A 15,837-nucleotide genomic window follows, 5' to 3' on the forward strand; every position below is an offset into this window, starting at 1 on the left:
TTTTAGTTGAAAATCGTCAATGTAGTAGGTGCAGGTCTAGCTGGAAGCGAAGCAGCCTGGCAAATCGCTCAAGCGGGTGTACCTGTAAAGTTATATGAAATGAGACCAGTTAAGAAGACAGAAGCGCATCATACAGATAATTTTGCTGAATTAGTCTGTTCCAATTCTCTTAGAGGGAATAGTCTTGCGAACGCAGTTGGTTTATTGAAAGAAGAAATGCGTCGCTTAGATTCAGTGATCATCCATTCAGCAGATGAAACAGCTGTACCTGCAGGCGGTGCCTTAGCAGTGGACCGCGATTCATTTTCTGAAACCATCACTCGTAAGGTCAAAGAGCATCCTTTAGTCACAGTGGTGAATGAAGAAATCACTGAGATACCAGAAGGAATCACGGTGATAGCGACAGGACCTCTGACTTCTCATCCTTTAGCAGAAAGCATCAAAGCATTCAATGGCTCAGACGGTTTCTATTTCTACGATGCTGCGGCACCGATCGTCGACAAATCCACGATCGATATGGACAAGGTGTATTTAAAATCACGTTATGACAAAGGCGAGGCGGCTTACTTAAACTGTCCGATGACCGAAGAAGAATTTAAAGCTTTCCATGAAGCCTTGGTCAATGCGGAAGTTGCTGAATTGAAATCTTTTGAAAAAGAAAAATATTTTGAAGGTTGTATGCCAATCGAAGTAATGGCGCAACGTGGCTTTAAGACAATGCTATTCGGGCCAATGAAACCAGTCGGCCTAGAAGATCCTAAAACAGGAAAAAGACCTTATGCAGTCATCCAGTTAAGACAAGATAATGCAGCCGCTTCTCTTTATAATATCGTTGGGTTCCAGACGCATTTAAAATGGGGCGAACAAAAGCGCGTGTTCCGCATGATCCCAGGATTAGAAAATGCAGAATTTGTCCGCTATGGTGTAATGCATCGCAACAGTTTCATGAATTCACCAGAACTCTTGAAGCCAACTTATCAATCGACTAAACGCGAAGATCTATTTTTTGCAGGACAAATGACGGGTGTAGAGGGGTATGTTGAAAGTGCGGCAAGTGGTTTGCTTGCAGGGATCAACGCTGCTCGCTTAGCGAAAGAATTGGAACCTGTGACGTTGCCACAAGAAACAGCCATGGGAAGTATGGCCTACTACATCACACATGCGGAAGGCAAACATTTCCAACCAATGAATGCAAACTACGGATTATTCCCAGAATTACCTGAACGAATCCGTGATAAAAAATCTCGGTATGAAGCAATTGCACAACGTGCCTTAGCAGCCAATGAAAAAGTGAAGCAAGAAGTCTTGAATAAAGAATTTGCTTCTCGTTAAATGGATGTTATGTAATAAGTCGAAGTGTCTCAGGATGGTGTTTGCCATTTTTGAGTACTTCGGCTTATTTCTCGGTTATTGACTGAACTCATGCCAATTTATATAATAACTATGGTTTTTTTATGTTGATTCTGGACAGCTCATCCCTTAATTGTCAAGCAAACGAATTGAATTGTGAACAAACTTAGAAATATTAGTTAAATTCTGACAATTTGTTTGTTTTTTCTCCGGGGCTATGCTAAATTTATTTTGGGATCTAAAGGTAGGTGTAAATAGAATGAAGCCAACTTTACAAGAAGATTTTTTGCGTTATTTAATCATAGAGCGCGGGTATTCAGAAAAAACCAAATCTGCCTATGAAGAAGATATCAATGATTTTCAACGATTCTTGGCGGAATCGGGAGAATCTGATCTACTGAAAGTCAGCTATTTGGATGTACGAGTTTATCTAAGTTATCTATCTGATAAGTCGTACAGTCGAAATTCGGTGAGTCGGAAAATTGCGAGTTTACGCTCATTTTATCAATACCTTCTTCGTGAAGAAAAAATCGCTGAAAATCCATTTTCATATGTTCATTTGAAGAAAAAAAATGTTAAACTTCCTCGTTTTTTTTATGAGAATGAGATGCAAAGCTTATTTGAAAGTGTGACAGGGGATAGTCCTTTAGCATTAAGAGATCGAGCATTATTAGAAGTACTATATGGATCAGGTATCCGTTTGAGTGAATGTAGCCAATTGACGATGTCTGCCATCGATTTTGGCTCAGAGGTGATGTTGATCCATGGAAAAGGAAATAAAGAACGCTATGCGCCGTTGGGTTCATTTGCGCAAGATGCTTTGCAAGAGTATTTTGCCAAAGGGCGCAGCGTCTTAATGACGAAATACCATAAGTCACATGACTATGTCTTCGTGAATCATCATGGAGAACCAATCACACCTACTGGGATCGAGTATGTATTAAATCAAATCATTAAAAAGAGTAGTTTGGATAGTGATATCCATCCTCACATGTTACGTCATACTTTTGCGACGCACTTATTGAATAATGGTGCCGATATGCGTACAGTGCAAGAACTTTTAGGTCATGCAAATTTATCAACGACTCAAATCTATGCGCATGTCACAAAAGAAAGCTTACAAAAAAATTATCGCTCTTTCCATCCACGAGCGTGATCACATTATTAGGAGGAAATATCTATGGTAGAATCACAGTTTCATTCAACAACCATTTGTGCAGTTGAAAAAAACGGGAAATTCGCGATGGCAGGTGATGGCCAAGTAACGATGGGCGAATCTGTCGTGATGAAGGGCAGTGCGAGAAAAGTACGTCGCATTTACAACGATGAAGTAGTCGTTGGCTTTGCAGGAAGCGTTGCTGACGCGTTTACTTTAGAAGAAAAATTTGAAGGTAAGCTAAATGAATACAACGGAAATCTCCAACGAGCAGCTGTTGAATTAGCCCAAGAATGGCGTACACAACAGTCGATGCAAAAGCTAGAAGCGATGTTGATCGTGATGAATGACAAAGAAATGTTACTCGTTTCTGGTACAGGTGAAGTGATTACACCGGATGATGGGATCTTAGCCATTGGTTCTGGTGGAAACTTTGCGTTAGCTGCCGCACGAGCAATGAAAAACTATGCACAAAATGAGATGAGTGCAAAAGAGATTGCTGAAAATGCGTTGAATATTGCAGCAGACATCTGCGTCTTTACAAATCACAACATTATTGTAGAAGAATTATAGAGGTGAATGACATGTATGAATTAAAACAAACACCAAAACAAATCGTCAGTGAATTAGATCAATATATCATTGGCCAACAAGCAGCAAAAAAATCAGTGGCAGTTGCCCTTAGAAATCGTTATCGACGTCTTCAATTAGATGAAAAGATGCAACAAGATATCACACCTAAAAATATGTTGATGATCGGGCCAACTGGGGTCGGTAAAACAGAGATCGCTCGTCGTCTGGCAAAAATCGTCAACGCACCTTTTGTTAAGGTTGAAGCAACGAAGTTTACTGAAGTTGGTTACGTGGGACGTGACGTAGAATCGATGGTTCGTGATCTTGTCGAAAATGCGATCCAGATCGTTGAAAAAGATCAGTATCTTCGTGTTCGCCCACAAGCCAAGAAAAATGCGGAAAAACAATTAGTGAAGATCCTTGTACCAGGTATCAAAAAAGAACAAAAACAATCAAACAACCAGTTTGAGCAAATGATGAATATGTTCAATGCTTCGCAACAACCGGCAGAAACACAAGAAGAAGTCACAGAAGAGATTCGAGTGAATCGTCGCACGGTGTTAGAGCAATTGCAAAAAGGCTTGCTTGACAACCGAGAAGTGACGATCGAAGTCCAAGATCAAAAAAAACCAGCACCGATGATGAACAATGGACTGGAACAAATGGGGATCGATTTGAACGAAACACTTGGTGCGTTGACGCCGAAGAAAAAAATCGAACGAACAGTGACCGTCAAAGAAGCCTTAGAATTATTGATCAAAGAAGAATCAGCAAAATTAGTCAATGATGCGGATATCCATAGTGAAGCGATCAAATTGGCTGAATCAAGCGGGATCATTTTTATTGATGAAATCGATAAAATCACTTCTAAATCGCAACAATCTGGGGAAGTATCAAGAGAAGGTGTCCAAAGAGATATCTTGCCGATCGTTGAAGGTTCACAAGTCAATACGAAATACGGTACCTTACAAACAGACCACATTTTATTTATCGCTTCAGGAGCGTTCCACTTATCAAAACCAAGCGATTTGATTCCTGAATTACAAGGTCGTTTCCCAATCCGTGTTGAGTTAGATGACTTAACTGCTGAGGACTTTGTCAAGATCTTGACTGAACCAAACAATGCGTTAGTCAAACAATATATTGCCTTGATTGGTACTGAAAATGTGACTGTCACGTTTACTAAAGAAGCAATCGAACGGATTGCCCAAATCGCTTATGATGTGAATCGTGATACCGATAATATCGGTGCACGACGTTTACACACGATATTAGAGAAATTGTTGGAAGACTTGTTATTCGAAGCGCCAGAAATGCAAATGGGAGAAATTACCATTACAGAAGCCTATGTCAATGATAAATTAGGATCAATTGCGGCAAATGAAGATCTAAGTCGCTATATATTATAAAATCGGAGGAAAAAAATGACGGATTTGTTGACGAACACTCGAAAGATAAACAAATTATTGCAACAAAAAAATACGTTTGATATGCAGGCGGATTTACCTTACGATAAAATGGCGGTCACTTTAGGTGCTGTTTTAGACAGCAATACGTATATCATTGGCAGTGAAGGGGTTTTACTTGGTTATAATGAACGGCACGATGTGAACAATGATCGTGTGAAAACAATGTTTGTGCAAAAACAATTTCCTGATGCCTACACAGAAACAGTCGATATGATCACGAAAACAGAATCCAATATCCCGATCACAAGCGATATGACGGCATTTCCATTTGAAAGTCGCGAAAAATATCCTTTTGGATTGACGACAGTAGTGCCGATCTTTGGCGCAGGTGAACGCTTAGGAACGATCATTTTAGCAAGAATGGAACAAGCCTTTAACGATGAAGACCTTGTTTTAGCAGAATACGGCGCGACAGTAGTAGGGATGCAGATCCTTTATCAAAAATCACGAGATATCGAAGCGGACGTTCGTAGTACGACCGCTGTCCAAATGGCGATCAATACGTTGTCATACAGTGAATTAAAAGCAGTTCAAGCCATTTTTGATGCTTTAGAAGGTAATGAAGGCCGATTGACTGCCTCAAATATTGCGGACAAGATTGGTATTACTCGTTCGGTCATCGTAAATGCCTTACGTAAACTAGAATCAGCTGGAATCATTGAATCCCGCTCTCTAGGAATGAAAGGCACGTATTTAAAAGTATTGAATGCTCGTTTTAAAGATGAGCTGACGAAGCATAGTTATTAAAAGGAAGATTTTTCAGAGGCTTGCTACTCGAAGAAGTGAGTGTCTGAGAAAAGATGGAGGATGACGATGACTGTTATTATTCAAAATGATCAGCTGATTGCTGAAATTTCCGAACATGGAGCAGAATTGATCAGTTTGAAATCAAAAGAACATGATCTAGAATATATTTGGCAAGGCGATCCTAAGTATTGGGGAAGACATGCCCCCGTTCTTTTCCCTATTGTTGGACGTTTGAAAAACGATCAATATGTGTACCAAGGAAAAACGTATTCAATGGGTCAACATGGTTTTGCTCGTGATATGGATTTTGAAGTGGCGGAGCACGAACAAGAACGTGCGAAGTTTGTCCTGAAAAGTACCCCTGAAACAAAAGAGAATTATCCGTTTGATTTTGAATTGGTACTTGTTTATGAATTAGGGGGAGACGGGATCACTGTTCATTATCAAGTTGAAAATATTGGGGAAGAAGAGATGTATTTCTCGATTGGCGGTCATCCAGCATTCAATGTGCCATTAGAAGAAGGTTTGACTTTTGAAGACTTTTATTTGGCTTTCTCTCCTAGAAAATCACGTTTGCGTTTACCATTAGCTGGACCATTCATCGACATGGAGCAAAAAACGATTGGACAAACGAATACCAACCTTGCGTTATTTCGGGAGCTGTTTGACCAGGATGCGTTAGTATTTGAAACAAGGGGATTGAATGCTTACAGTATCCGGAGTGAAAAGTCTAGTCACAGTGTCACCCTCAGTTACAAAGATATGCCTTACGTTGGGATATGGTCGCCCTATCCTAAAGAAGCACCATTTGTTTGTATCGAGCCGTGGTTTGGAATCGCAGATACTGTTGATAGTAATGGGCAGTTGAACGAAAAAGCAGGAATCAACCAATTAGGCGCTCACGAATTATTCAAGACGAAATATTCGATCACTGTCAAGTAAACACAAGTCGATTACATGTGTTCTCTTGATCTAGTTCGATGAAACAAAACATGCCTTCTGAACAAATGAACGAATGGTTGAGCAATCGATCAGTCATTTGTTTAGAAGGCATTGTTTTTTATCATTCATCAAAAAGATTATTTCTTTTTGCTACTATTCAAACCGAATGGGATTCGGCTTTCTGTTTTATTTTTGATACGCTTGATATTGTCTTTATGACGGTAAAAAATAAAAGCGGAGACACCACAAGCAATCAACGTCAAAAGTAAATTTGGTTCTGGTAAGATCACTGGTGCAATGTATGGTAAGAAGATGGTGGATAAAGTGATCAAGACCGCACTGATCATGCTCGTTAAGCTTACCATGCTCGTGCAGTATAAACTGATCACGAAAATTGCTGATGAATAAAGAAAGAACAGTGGATTGAAGCCTAATAACATACCGGCACTTGTCGCCACTGCTTTGCCACCTTTGAACTTAGCAAAGATCGGAAATGTATGTCCTAAGATCGCACAGACACCAAACCATAGCGGGTTGACAGAAGTGACATGGAAAATGACAGGTAAGGCAGTAGCTAATGTTCCCTTTAAGATGTCCATGAATAATACCACTGTTCCAGCGGTTTTACCTAGAACACGAAATGTATTCGTCGTTCCCATATTTCCACTACCGTGTTCGCGGATGTCTCTTTTAAAAAAGATTTTACCAACCCATACTCCAGATGGAATGGAACCCAAAAGATATGCTACAATAAACAATAAGATTATTTTCATTTTTTAACCTCTTTCAAGTTGAAACTAATGTATATTTTAGCATGAAAGAATGCTTCAAACAATCGAAAAAATCGAACGATCGAAAGGAGTCATCCACATGTCATTTAAAAATCCAGAACAAGCGAATATCTTTCGCTATCTTCAAGAAGCAAAAACGATCGCGGTCGTTGGTTTAAGTAATAAGCCCGAACGGACAAGTTATCAGATCGCACAATTACTACAAGAACACGGCTATCGTATCATTCCAGTCAATCCTGTATTAGCAGGGGAAGAAGTGTTAGGCGAAACTGTTGTCGCACAGTTGACAGATATCAATGAACCTATTGATATCGTGGATATTTTCCGCCGTAGTGAGTTTTTACCAGAAGTAGCGGTAGATTTTCTGAAAACAGATGCGAAAGTCTTCTGGGCACAGTTAGGCATTGAGAATGAAGAAGCTGCTGAAATGCTCCAAGCAGCTGGAAGAAATGATATCGTCATGGATCGCTGCATCAAGATCGAATTAGCAAAAATGGAACAATAAAAAACAGGAATAACAGAAGCACATATCCTGATAGTCAGTGACACTTTTACTGGCAAATGGTTTAGCTAAGTGATGAAAAATGGTTTGACCTGTTATCAAAAAAGAGTAAGTGATCGTTACCACTGACAAGCTGAGAGAAAAGAAAGAAAAAAGCGGGAGAGTTGGTTGTTTCTTGTAATTCTGACCTTCCCTCTTTTTTTTTGAGGACTTTTCTAGTATGATAAGCGTGGTGCGGTTATATCGCAAGTATTATTGAAGGAGCGTTTGCCTTGGCAAAAAAAATTAAAAATGAATACAATGATGCCTCGATCCAAGTTCTTGAAGGATTAGAAGCAGTAAGAAAACGACCAGGGATGTATATCGGGTCGACTGATAGCCGAGGCTTGCATCATTTAGTCTATGAAATCGTTGATAATGCCGTAGATGAAGCTTTATCAGGCTACGGAAATGAAATCGCTGTGACGATTCACGAGGATAACAGTGTGACTGTTACGGATAGTGGACGTGGTATGCCTGTTGGCATGCATGCTTCAGGTATCCCAACGGTCGAAGTTATTTTCACTGTGCTACATGCCGGCGGTAAATTTGGCCAAGGAGGATATAAAACTTCTGGTGGACTTCATGGTGTAGGTGCCAGTGTTGTCAATGCTTTATCTAAATGGCTAACAGTGACGATCGTCCGAGATGGTATCGAATACCAACAAACATTCAAACAAGGTGGAAAACCAGACGGAACGTTGAAAAAAATTGGCAAAACGAAGAAAGCCAATGGGACGTCTGTTCATTTCTTACCAGATGATAGTATTTTCTCAACCACGAAATTTTCCTATGATACGTTATCTGAACGTTTAAGAGAATCTGCATTTCTGTTAAAAGGTGTAAAAATCACTTTGACAGATCTAAGAGGTGACGAAACAGTTCAAGAAGTCTTTCATTACGAAGAAGGAATCAAAGAATTCGTTGCGTATTTAAATGAAGAAAAAGATACGTTGACGCCAGTAGTCTATTTCTCTGGTGAAAAAGAAGGAATCGAAGTAGAAGTGGCCTATCAGTATAATGATGGCTATTCTGAAAATGTCCTGTCGTTTGTTAACAACGTGCGAACAAAAGATGGTGGGACACATGAAGTCGGCATGAAAACAGCAATGACCAAAGCCTACAATGAATATGCCCGTAAAGTAGGCTTGTTGAAAGAACGAGATAAGAACCTAGAAGGTACTGACTTCCGTGAAGGACTTGCGACAGTCTTGTCGATCCGGGTACCTGAACATTTGCTACAATTTGAAGGACAAACGAAAGAAAAACTAGGTACACCGATTGCTCGTTCCGTCGTTGATAATGTCATGAGCGAACAAATGGGCTTCTACTTGCAAGAAAATAGCGAAATGAGCCAAATGCTGATCCGTAAAGCAATCAAAGCGAGAGAAGCAAGGGAAGCCGCTCGTAAAGCCAGAGAAGAAAGCCGTAATGGGAAAAAACGTAAAAAGGGCGAATCATTACTTTCTGGAAAATTAACACCTGCACAATCGAGAAACCCTAAGAAAAATGAATTGTATCTTGTCGAAGGAGATTCAGCCGGTGGATCAGCCAAACAAGGGAGAGATCGGAAATTCCAAGCGATATTGCCACTTCGAGGAAAAGTCATCAATACCGAAAAAGCAAAAATGCAAGATATCTTAAAAAATGAAGAAATCAATACGATGATCTATACGATCGGTGCCGGCGTAGGCCCTGAATTTTCACTTGAAGATTGCAACTATGACAAGATCATCATCATGACCGATGCGGATACCGATGGTGCCCATATCCAAGTCTTATTGTTGACATTTTTCTATCGCTATATGAAACCATTGATCGAAGCAGGGAAAGTTTACATTGCTTTGCCGCCGCTATATAAAGTATCTAAAGGCCAAGGGAAAAAACAAGTAGTCGAGTATGCTTGGACCGATGACGAATTAGCTGCAGTCATTAAGACTGTCGGTAAAGGCTATATGTTGCAACGGTACAAAGGTCTTGGGGAGATGAATGCGGAGCAGTTATGGGAAACGACGATGGACCCAACCTCTCGGACCTTGATCCGGGTGAGGATCGATGATGCTGCGCAAGCAGAGCGACGCGTAACCACCTTGATGGGGGATAAAGTCGAACCACGTCGTAAATGGATCGAAAACCATGTCCAATTCAGCTTAGAAGAAGAACGTAGTATTCTAGACAAAAAAGAAGAAACTGAGACTTCCGCGTCTGTTTCTAATGACCTATTAGAAGAAGAACGCGCAGAAGAAAACAAAAATGAACAATCAGTAGAGGTAGAATAGGAGGTCACCTAATGGAAGAACGTCAAGAAATCCAAGAATTAACGTTAGAAGAAGTGATGGGTGACCGCTTCGGACGTTACTCGAAATACATTATTCAAGAACGTGCTTTGCCGGATATCCGTGATGGTCTGAAACCCGTTCAACGTCGTATTTTATTTGCGATGAACAAAGACGGCAATACGTTTGATAAAGGATTCCGTAAATCAGCTAAATCCGTCGGGAATATCATGGGTAATTATCATCCTCATGGTGACAGCAGTATCTATGATGCAATGGTTCGTATGAGCCAAGATTGGAAACTACGAGAAGTACTCGTAGAAATGCACGGAAACAACGGAAGTATGGACGGAGACCCACCAGCAGCAATGCGTTATACAGAAGCACGCTTATCGAAATTGAGTGGTGAGATGCTTGCTGATATCGAAAAAAATACGGTCGACCTTGTGTGGAACTTTGATGACACTGAAAAAGAGCCGACTGTATTACCAGCGAGATACCCCAATCTATTAGTCAATGGATCAACCGGTATCTCTGCGGGCTATGCTACTGAGATACCAACGCACAATCTTGCGGAAGTTATTGATGGAACGGTCTATATGATCGACCATCCACAAGCCAGCTTAGACAAATTGATGGAATTCATTCCAGGTCCTGATTTTCCAACTGGGGGCATTTTACAAGGAAAAGATGAAATCAAGAAAGCTTATGAAACTGGTCGTGGGAAAGTGATCCTACGCTCAAAAACGGCGATCGAATCCATCAAAGGAAACAAGCAACAAATCGTGATCACTGAGATTCCTTACGAAGTGAACAAAGCGACTCTTGTCAAAAAAATGGATGAGATACGCTTGAACAAGAAAATCGATGGGATCGCAGAAGTTCGTGACGAAAGTGATCGTACGGGTCTACAGATCGTTGTGGAATTGAAAAAAGACGCTAACGCTCAAGGAATCTTGAATTATTTATTCAAGAATACCGAATTACAGATCAACTACAACTTCAATATGGTGGCAATCGATCATATGACCCCTCATCAAGTAGGGTTGAAGGATATTTTAAGTAGTTACATCGAGCACCGCAAACAAGTGATCACCAAACGTAGTCAGTTTGACTTGGAGAAAGCGCAAAGAAGACAGCATATCGTTGAAGGGCTGATGAAAGCTCTATCGATTTTAGATGAAGTCATTGCAACGATCCGTGAGAGTAAAGATAAAAAAGATGCGAAGCACAATTTAGTCCAAATGTTCCAATTTACAGAAGAACAAGCTGAAGCCATCGTTACGTTACAGCTTTATCGTTTGACGAATACAGACATTACCGAACTACGCCGTGAATCGCAAGAATTGATTGCTCTGATCACTGAATTAAATAAAATCCTTTCAAACGATAAAGAATTATTTTCTGTCATGAAAAAAGAACTACGTGAAGTCAAGAAGAAATATGCTTCTTCTCGCTTGACGATGATCGAAGATGAAATCGAAGAAATCAAAATCGATACACAAGTATTAGTTGCGCAAGAGGATGTCATTGTCAGTGTCACACGTGAAGGCTATGTGAAACGAACAAGCCTTCGTTCCTATAGTGCATCAAAACCAGAAGAAATCGGGATGCGTGAAGGAGATTATCTTCTATATGCTGGGGAACTGAATACGTTAGATCATTTGTTACTGGTCACCAATAAAGCCAATGTGATCTATCGACCAGTTCACGAACTACCAGATTTGAAATGGAAAGATGCCGGTGAGCATATCTCACAAACGATAGTGAATCTAGCTGTTGATGAATCCATTTTAGCGGTATTCCCCTATCAGAAAATCGATTCCGAAAAAACATTTGTATTTATCAGTAAAAACGGCTTGATCAAACAGACGCGGATGACAGATTTTGAACCATGGCGTACGTATAAGAGTCGTCCATTGAGTGGCATGAAGCTAAAAGCCAGTGAAGATGAATTAGTGGCTGTCTATCTTGAAAAAGAACAAACAGATCGTGATGTTTTCCTTGTTACGCATCAAGGAATGGGCCTACGCTATCCGTTGACTGAAGTGCCAGTTGTTGGAACGAAGGCTGCAGGTGTCAAATCGATCAATTTGAAAGAAGAAGATTATGTCGTTAATGGTTTACTTGTCTTAGCAGAAGGAGATACGCCTATCGTTATCGTCAGCCAGCGTGGGGCAGTAAAACGAATGCTTGCACAAGAAATCAGTCAGACTTCTCGTGCCAAACGAGGTGTGAGTGTATTGCGAGAATTGAAGAAACAACCACATCGAGTGATCTATATGTCAGAGGGGCATGCCAAAACGATGACGTTGATCAATCAAAAAGGACAAGAATTACCAATCGATCCGACGGATTATCCAATTGGTGATCGTACGTCTAACGGTTCATTTGTTTTAGATGAGAAAAAAGGCGGAGAAGTACAAATGGTGATTGATTCTCCAACGATGGATATCAAGGAATAACTGTTATAGTTTTTTATGGAATAGCTGGCAACTGTATTATTACAGTTGCCAGCTATTTTTATTTATTAACATAAAATTAAGACTTGCACAAACAAAATATGAATAGATTCACAATAGATAAATGCCTATATATCAGCTTTAATAACTACTATTATTTTATATTCGCTTTATTTGTTAAAAAAAAAACAAGAAAACCCTTGCATTGGAGGCAACATGTGTTATACTTATCACGTAAAAACTGTTACATAAAACAGAAACGGGAGGTCCATACGATGGAACAATGGAATGGATTTAAAGGAACTAAGTGGAAAGAAGGCGTGGATACACGTGACTTTATCCAAAACAACTATACAGAATACCGCGGTGATGACAGCTTTTTAGAAAAACCCACTGAAGCAACAGAAAATTTGTGGGAAAAATTACAAAAATTGAATGATATCCAATTTGAACGTAATGGTGTATATGACATGGATACAGATGTCGTATCAACAATCACTTCCCACGAAGCAGGATACCTAGACAAAGATTTAGAACAAATCGTCGGTCTGCAAACTGAAACTCCTTTGAAACAAGCATTCATGCCATTTGGTGGCATCAACATGGCGAATCATGCGTTAACAAGTAACGGCTATGAGCCAAAAGAAGAGTTAACACACATTTTCACAGACTGGAGAAAAACACATAACCAAGGTGTATTCGATGCTTATACTGCAGAAATGCGTGCTGCACGTAAAAACAAGATCATCACTGGACTTCCTGACGCTTACGGACGTGGCCGCATCATCGGTGACTACCGTCGTATCGCATTATACGGAATCGACTATTTGATGGCTCAAAAGAAAAAAGACCATGACAATACAGGCTACCATACGATGAGTGAAGAGGTCATCCGTCTTCGTGAAGAAATCTCAGAACAATATCGTGCATTAGCTCAAATGAAAGAAATGGCTGCAAAATATGGGTATGACATTTCAAAACCAGCTGCAAACGCAAAAGAAGCCGTTCAATGGTTATACTTTGGTTATCTAGCAGCAATCAAATCTCAAAATGGTGCAGCTATGTCGATCGGACGTATCTCTGCATTCTTAGACATTTATATCCAACGTGATTTAGACAACGGTGTGATCACTGAAAAAGAAGCACAAGAATTGATCGACCATTTAGTAATGAAATTACGTATGGTGAAATTTGCACGTACGCCTGAATACAACCAATTGTTCTCTGGCTTCCCGATCTGGGCAACCTTATCAATCGCTGGTATGGGCTTAGACGGACGTTCATTAGTCACAAAAAATGATTTCCGTATGTTGCACACATTGACAAATATGGGACCTTCACCAGAACCAAACTTGACTGTTTTATACTCAGAAAACTTACCAGAAGGCTTTAGAACGTATGCAAGTAAAATTGCGATCGAAAGTTCTTCGATCCAATTTGAAAATGATAACTTGCTTCGTGAACAATGGGGTTCAGATGACTGTGCGATTGCGTGTTGTGTATCTGGAACGGTTGTTGGTAAAGATATGCAATTCTTCGGTGCTCGCGCAAACTTAGCTAAGGCTTTGTTATACGCGATCAATGGTGGTGTGGATGAAATGACAGGCGCACAAGTAGGTCCTGAGTATCGTCCGATCACAAGCGACACATTAGACTTTGAAGAAGTAAAACACAACTTCATGAACATCATGGACTGGTTAGCTGAGCTTTATGTCAATACGCTAAACATCATCCACTATATGCACGACAAATATTCTTATGAAGCAGCACAATTAGCTGTCATGGATACTGACTTGAAACGTACATTTGCGACAGGTATCGCAGGTATCTCTCATGCGGCAGATAGCTTATCTGCAATCAAATATGCACAAGTTAAACCAATCCGTAATGACAAAGGGATCACAGTTGACTTTGAAGTAACTGGTGACTTCCCTAAATATGGTAATGACGATGACCGTGCCGATGAGATCGCTGAATGGATCTTAGAATACTTCATGGGTCAAATCAAACGTCATAAAACTTACCGTAATTCGACTCCGACAACTTCATTATTAACGATCACATCAAATGTCGTTTACGGAAAAAATACAGGGAATACACCTGACGGACGTGAAGCTGGTAAACCTTTAGCACCTGGTGCAAACCCAAGCTATCAAGCAGAACAAAATGGGTTGCTTGCAAGCTTGAACTCAACTGCGAAATTCAACTATGCACACGCTCGTGATGGTATCTCTAATACACAAACAATCAACCCTTCTGGTTTAGGGAAAGATGAAGAAACAAGAATCGACAACTTACGTAACGTCTTAGATGGTTACTTCTCAAGAGGAGCATACCACTTGAACGTGAACGTATTCAGTAATGACTTATTGCGTGATGCCATGGAAAACCCAATGAAATATCCAAACTTAACGATCCGTGTTTCTGGATATGCGGTTAAATTCCGTGACTTGACAAGAGAACAACAATTAGACGTATTAATGAGAACGTCACACGACAGAATGTAAGACAATCAATGCAGTGTAAAAAGGAAAGGCAAAAGTTCCGCATGAGCTTTTGTCTTCCTTTTTTACAACTATATGTAAAAAAGGATATATAGCGTGTTAGAGGCAAACAGATAGATCTCCTCTTCACAGCGTGTTGAGAAGTCGCAACATTGTCCGTGGCTCATAACGAAAGAAACTAAAGAAAAGAAGTGATTAAAATGGAAGAACAAACAAAAGGCTATGTCCATTCGATTGAAACATTTGGGTCTGTAGATGGACCAGGCGTTCGCTTTGTCGTCTTCATGCAAGGTTGTCGCATGCGTTGTGAATTTTGTCATAACCCCGACACCTGGAATATTGGTGGAGGAAAAGAATATACCGCAGATGCAATTTTAGACCAAGCAGAACGTTACCGTTCTTATTGGGGGAAACAAGGAGGGATCACGATCAGTGGTGGTGAACCTTTATTGCAGATCGATTTCCTGATCGAATTATTCCAAAAGGCGAAAGAACGTGGCATTCATACAACAATCGACACATGTGGAAAACCATTTAGCCATGATGAGCCTTTCTTTTCTCGTTTTGAAGAGTTGATGAACTATACGGACTTACTGTTATTCGATATCAAACACATCGATAACGAAGCACATAAAAAATTAACTCATTGGGGCAATGAAAATATTTTAGAAATGGCTCAGTATCTTTCAGATATCAAGAAACCTGTCTGGATTCGTCATGTGTTAGTCCCAGAACGTAGTGATTATGATGAGTATTTGATCCGCCTTGATGCATTCATCAAAACACTTGAAAATGTCGATCGTGTGGAAATCCTTCCTTATCATACAATGGGTAAATACAAATGGGAAACGCTTGGTTTGACGTATCCATTAGAAGGAATCGAACCACCGACAAAAGAACGAGTAGAAAATGCAAAACGTCTTCTTCATATCGAAGATTATACAAAGTATTTAACTAGATAGACGCGAACGGAAGGAAGATAAGTATTGCTTCTTTCCGTTTTTTTGCTATTATTGAATAGGAGAA

Annotated in this window: 12 protein-coding genes; 11 read left to right on the forward strand and 1 reads right to left on the reverse strand. The window is 40.1% G+C overall.

Translation table 11 applies throughout. The features are described from left to right. Positions 1-6 precede the first annotated feature (6 nt). The 6 genes from trmFO to IGJ39_RS05510 all read left to right on the forward strand — a co-directional run bounded on the left by trmFO (position 7) and on the right by IGJ39_RS05510 (position 6,237). Positions 7-1,332: an FADH(2)-oxidizing methylenetetrahydrofolate--tRNA-(uracil(54)-C(5))-methyltransferase TrmFO gene (trmFO, locus tag IGJ39_RS05485; protein ID WP_023519489.1), complete on the forward strand. Its 1,326-nt coding sequence runs from the start codon at positions 7-9 to the stop codon at positions 1,330-1,332. A 277-nt stretch (positions 1,333-1,609) separates the two neighbouring features. After that, positions 1,610-2,506 carry a tyrosine recombinase XerC gene (gene xerC / locus IGJ39_RS05490; RefSeq protein ID WP_023519490.1) on the forward strand — a complete coding sequence of 299 codons (897 nt, stop codon included), beginning with the start codon at positions 1,610-1,612 and terminating at the stop codon, positions 2,504-2,506. Positions 2,507-2,530: 24 nt separating this feature from the next. Continuing rightward, positions 2,531-3,079: an HslVU peptidase proteolytic subunit gene (gene hslV, locus IGJ39_RS05495; protein ID WP_010735740.1), complete on the forward strand. Its 549-nt coding sequence runs from the start codon at positions 2,531-2,533 to the stop codon at positions 3,077-3,079. A gap of 11 nt (positions 3,080-3,090) precedes the next feature. Further along, the gene (gene hslU / locus IGJ39_RS05500) at positions 3,091-4,488 is read left to right on the forward strand and encodes an ATP-dependent protease ATPase subunit HslU (protein ID WP_010735739.1); all 1,398 of its coding nucleotides are present in this window, start codon (positions 3,091-3,093) and stop codon (positions 4,486-4,488) included. A 15-nt stretch (positions 4,489-4,503) separates the two neighbouring features. Further along, complete coding sequence (gene codY / locus IGJ39_RS05505; RefSeq protein WP_010735738.1) at positions 4,504-5,295, forward strand: GTP-sensing pleiotropic transcriptional regulator CodY; 792 nt, start codon at positions 4,504-4,506, stop codon at positions 5,293-5,295. A gap of 66 nt (positions 5,296-5,361) precedes the next feature. Further along, complete coding sequence (locus IGJ39_RS05510; RefSeq protein WP_019723888.1) at positions 5,362-6,237, forward strand: aldose 1-epimerase family protein; 876 nt, start codon at positions 5,362-5,364, stop codon at positions 6,235-6,237. 137 nt (positions 6,238-6,374) lie between these two features. On the opposite strand, the gene plsY is transcribed toward IGJ39_RS05510, so the two are convergent. Beyond that, complete coding sequence (gene plsY, locus IGJ39_RS05515) at positions 6,375-7,010, reverse strand: glycerol-3-phosphate 1-O-acyltransferase PlsY (protein WP_195339326.1); 636 nt, start codon at positions 7,008-7,010, stop codon at positions 6,375-6,377. A 97-nt stretch (positions 7,011-7,107) separates the two neighbouring features. On the opposite strand from plsY, the gene IGJ39_RS05520 reads away from it, so the two are divergent. The 5 genes from IGJ39_RS05520 to pflA all read left to right on the forward strand — a co-directional run bounded on the left by IGJ39_RS05520 (position 7,108) and on the right by pflA (position 15,773). Continuing rightward, positions 7,108-7,533 carry a CoA-binding protein gene (locus tag IGJ39_RS05520; RefSeq protein WP_010735735.1) on the forward strand — a complete coding sequence of 142 codons (426 nt, stop codon included), beginning with the start codon at positions 7,108-7,110 and terminating at the stop codon, positions 7,531-7,533. Between the two features lie 269 nt (positions 7,534-7,802). After that, positions 7,803-9,848, forward strand: a complete 2,046-nt coding sequence (parE, locus tag IGJ39_RS05525; protein WP_065096566.1) for a DNA topoisomerase IV subunit B — start codon at positions 7,803-7,805, stop codon at positions 9,846-9,848. An 11-nt stretch (positions 9,849-9,859) separates the two neighbouring features. After that, the gene (parC, locus tag IGJ39_RS05530; protein ID WP_019724203.1) at positions 9,860-12,310 is read left to right on the forward strand and encodes a DNA topoisomerase IV subunit A; all 2,451 of its coding nucleotides are present in this window, start codon (positions 9,860-9,862) and stop codon (positions 12,308-12,310) included. A gap of 272 nt (positions 12,311-12,582) precedes the next feature. Continuing rightward, complete coding sequence (gene pflB, locus IGJ39_RS05535) at positions 12,583-14,814, forward strand: formate C-acetyltransferase (RefSeq protein ID WP_066025377.1); 2,232 nt, start codon at positions 12,583-12,585, stop codon at positions 14,812-14,814. A 197-nt stretch (positions 14,815-15,011) separates the two neighbouring features. Further along, positions 15,012-15,773: a pyruvate formate-lyase-activating protein gene (gene pflA, locus IGJ39_RS05540; protein WP_019724233.1), complete on the forward strand. Its 762-nt coding sequence runs from the start codon at positions 15,012-15,014 to the stop codon at positions 15,771-15,773. Positions 15,774-15,837: the final 64 nt, after the last annotated feature.

Source organism: Enterococcus sp. AZ140 (assembly GCF_051714405.1).
Lineage (GTDB): Bacteria > Bacillota > Bacilli > Lactobacillales > Enterococcaceae > Enterococcus_B > Enterococcus_B pernyi.

Coding starts and splice junctions, on each gene's coding strand:
- codY (WP_010735738.1), top strand. CDS start 4,504: ATGACGGATTTGTTGACGAACACTCGAAAGATAAACAAATTATTGCAA.
- plsY (WP_195339326.1), bottom strand. CDS start 7,010: ATGAAAATAATCTTATTGTTTATTGTAGCATATCTTTTGGGTTCCATT.
- xerC (WP_023519490.1), top strand. CDS start 1,610: ATGAAGCCAACTTTACAAGAAGATTTTTTGCGTTATTTAATCATAGAG.
- pflA (WP_019724233.1), top strand. CDS start 15,012: ATGGAAGAACAAACAAAAGGCTATGTCCATTCGATTGAAACATTTGGG.
- IGJ39_RS05510 (WP_019723888.1), top strand. CDS start 5,362: ATGACTGTTATTATTCAAAATGATCAGCTGATTGCTGAAATTTCCGAA.
- parC (WP_019724203.1), top strand. CDS start 9,860: ATGGAAGAACGTCAAGAAATCCAAGAATTAACGTTAGAAGAAGTGATG.
- pflB (WP_066025377.1), top strand. CDS start 12,583: ATGGAACAATGGAATGGATTTAAAGGAACTAAGTGGAAAGAAGGCGTG.
- IGJ39_RS05520 (WP_010735735.1), top strand. CDS start 7,108: ATGTCATTTAAAAATCCAGAACAAGCGAATATCTTTCGCTATCTTCAA.
- hslV (WP_010735740.1), top strand. CDS start 2,531: ATGGTAGAATCACAGTTTCATTCAACAACCATTTGTGCAGTTGAAAAA.
- hslU (WP_010735739.1), top strand. CDS start 3,091: ATGTATGAATTAAAACAAACACCAAAACAAATCGTCAGTGAATTAGAT.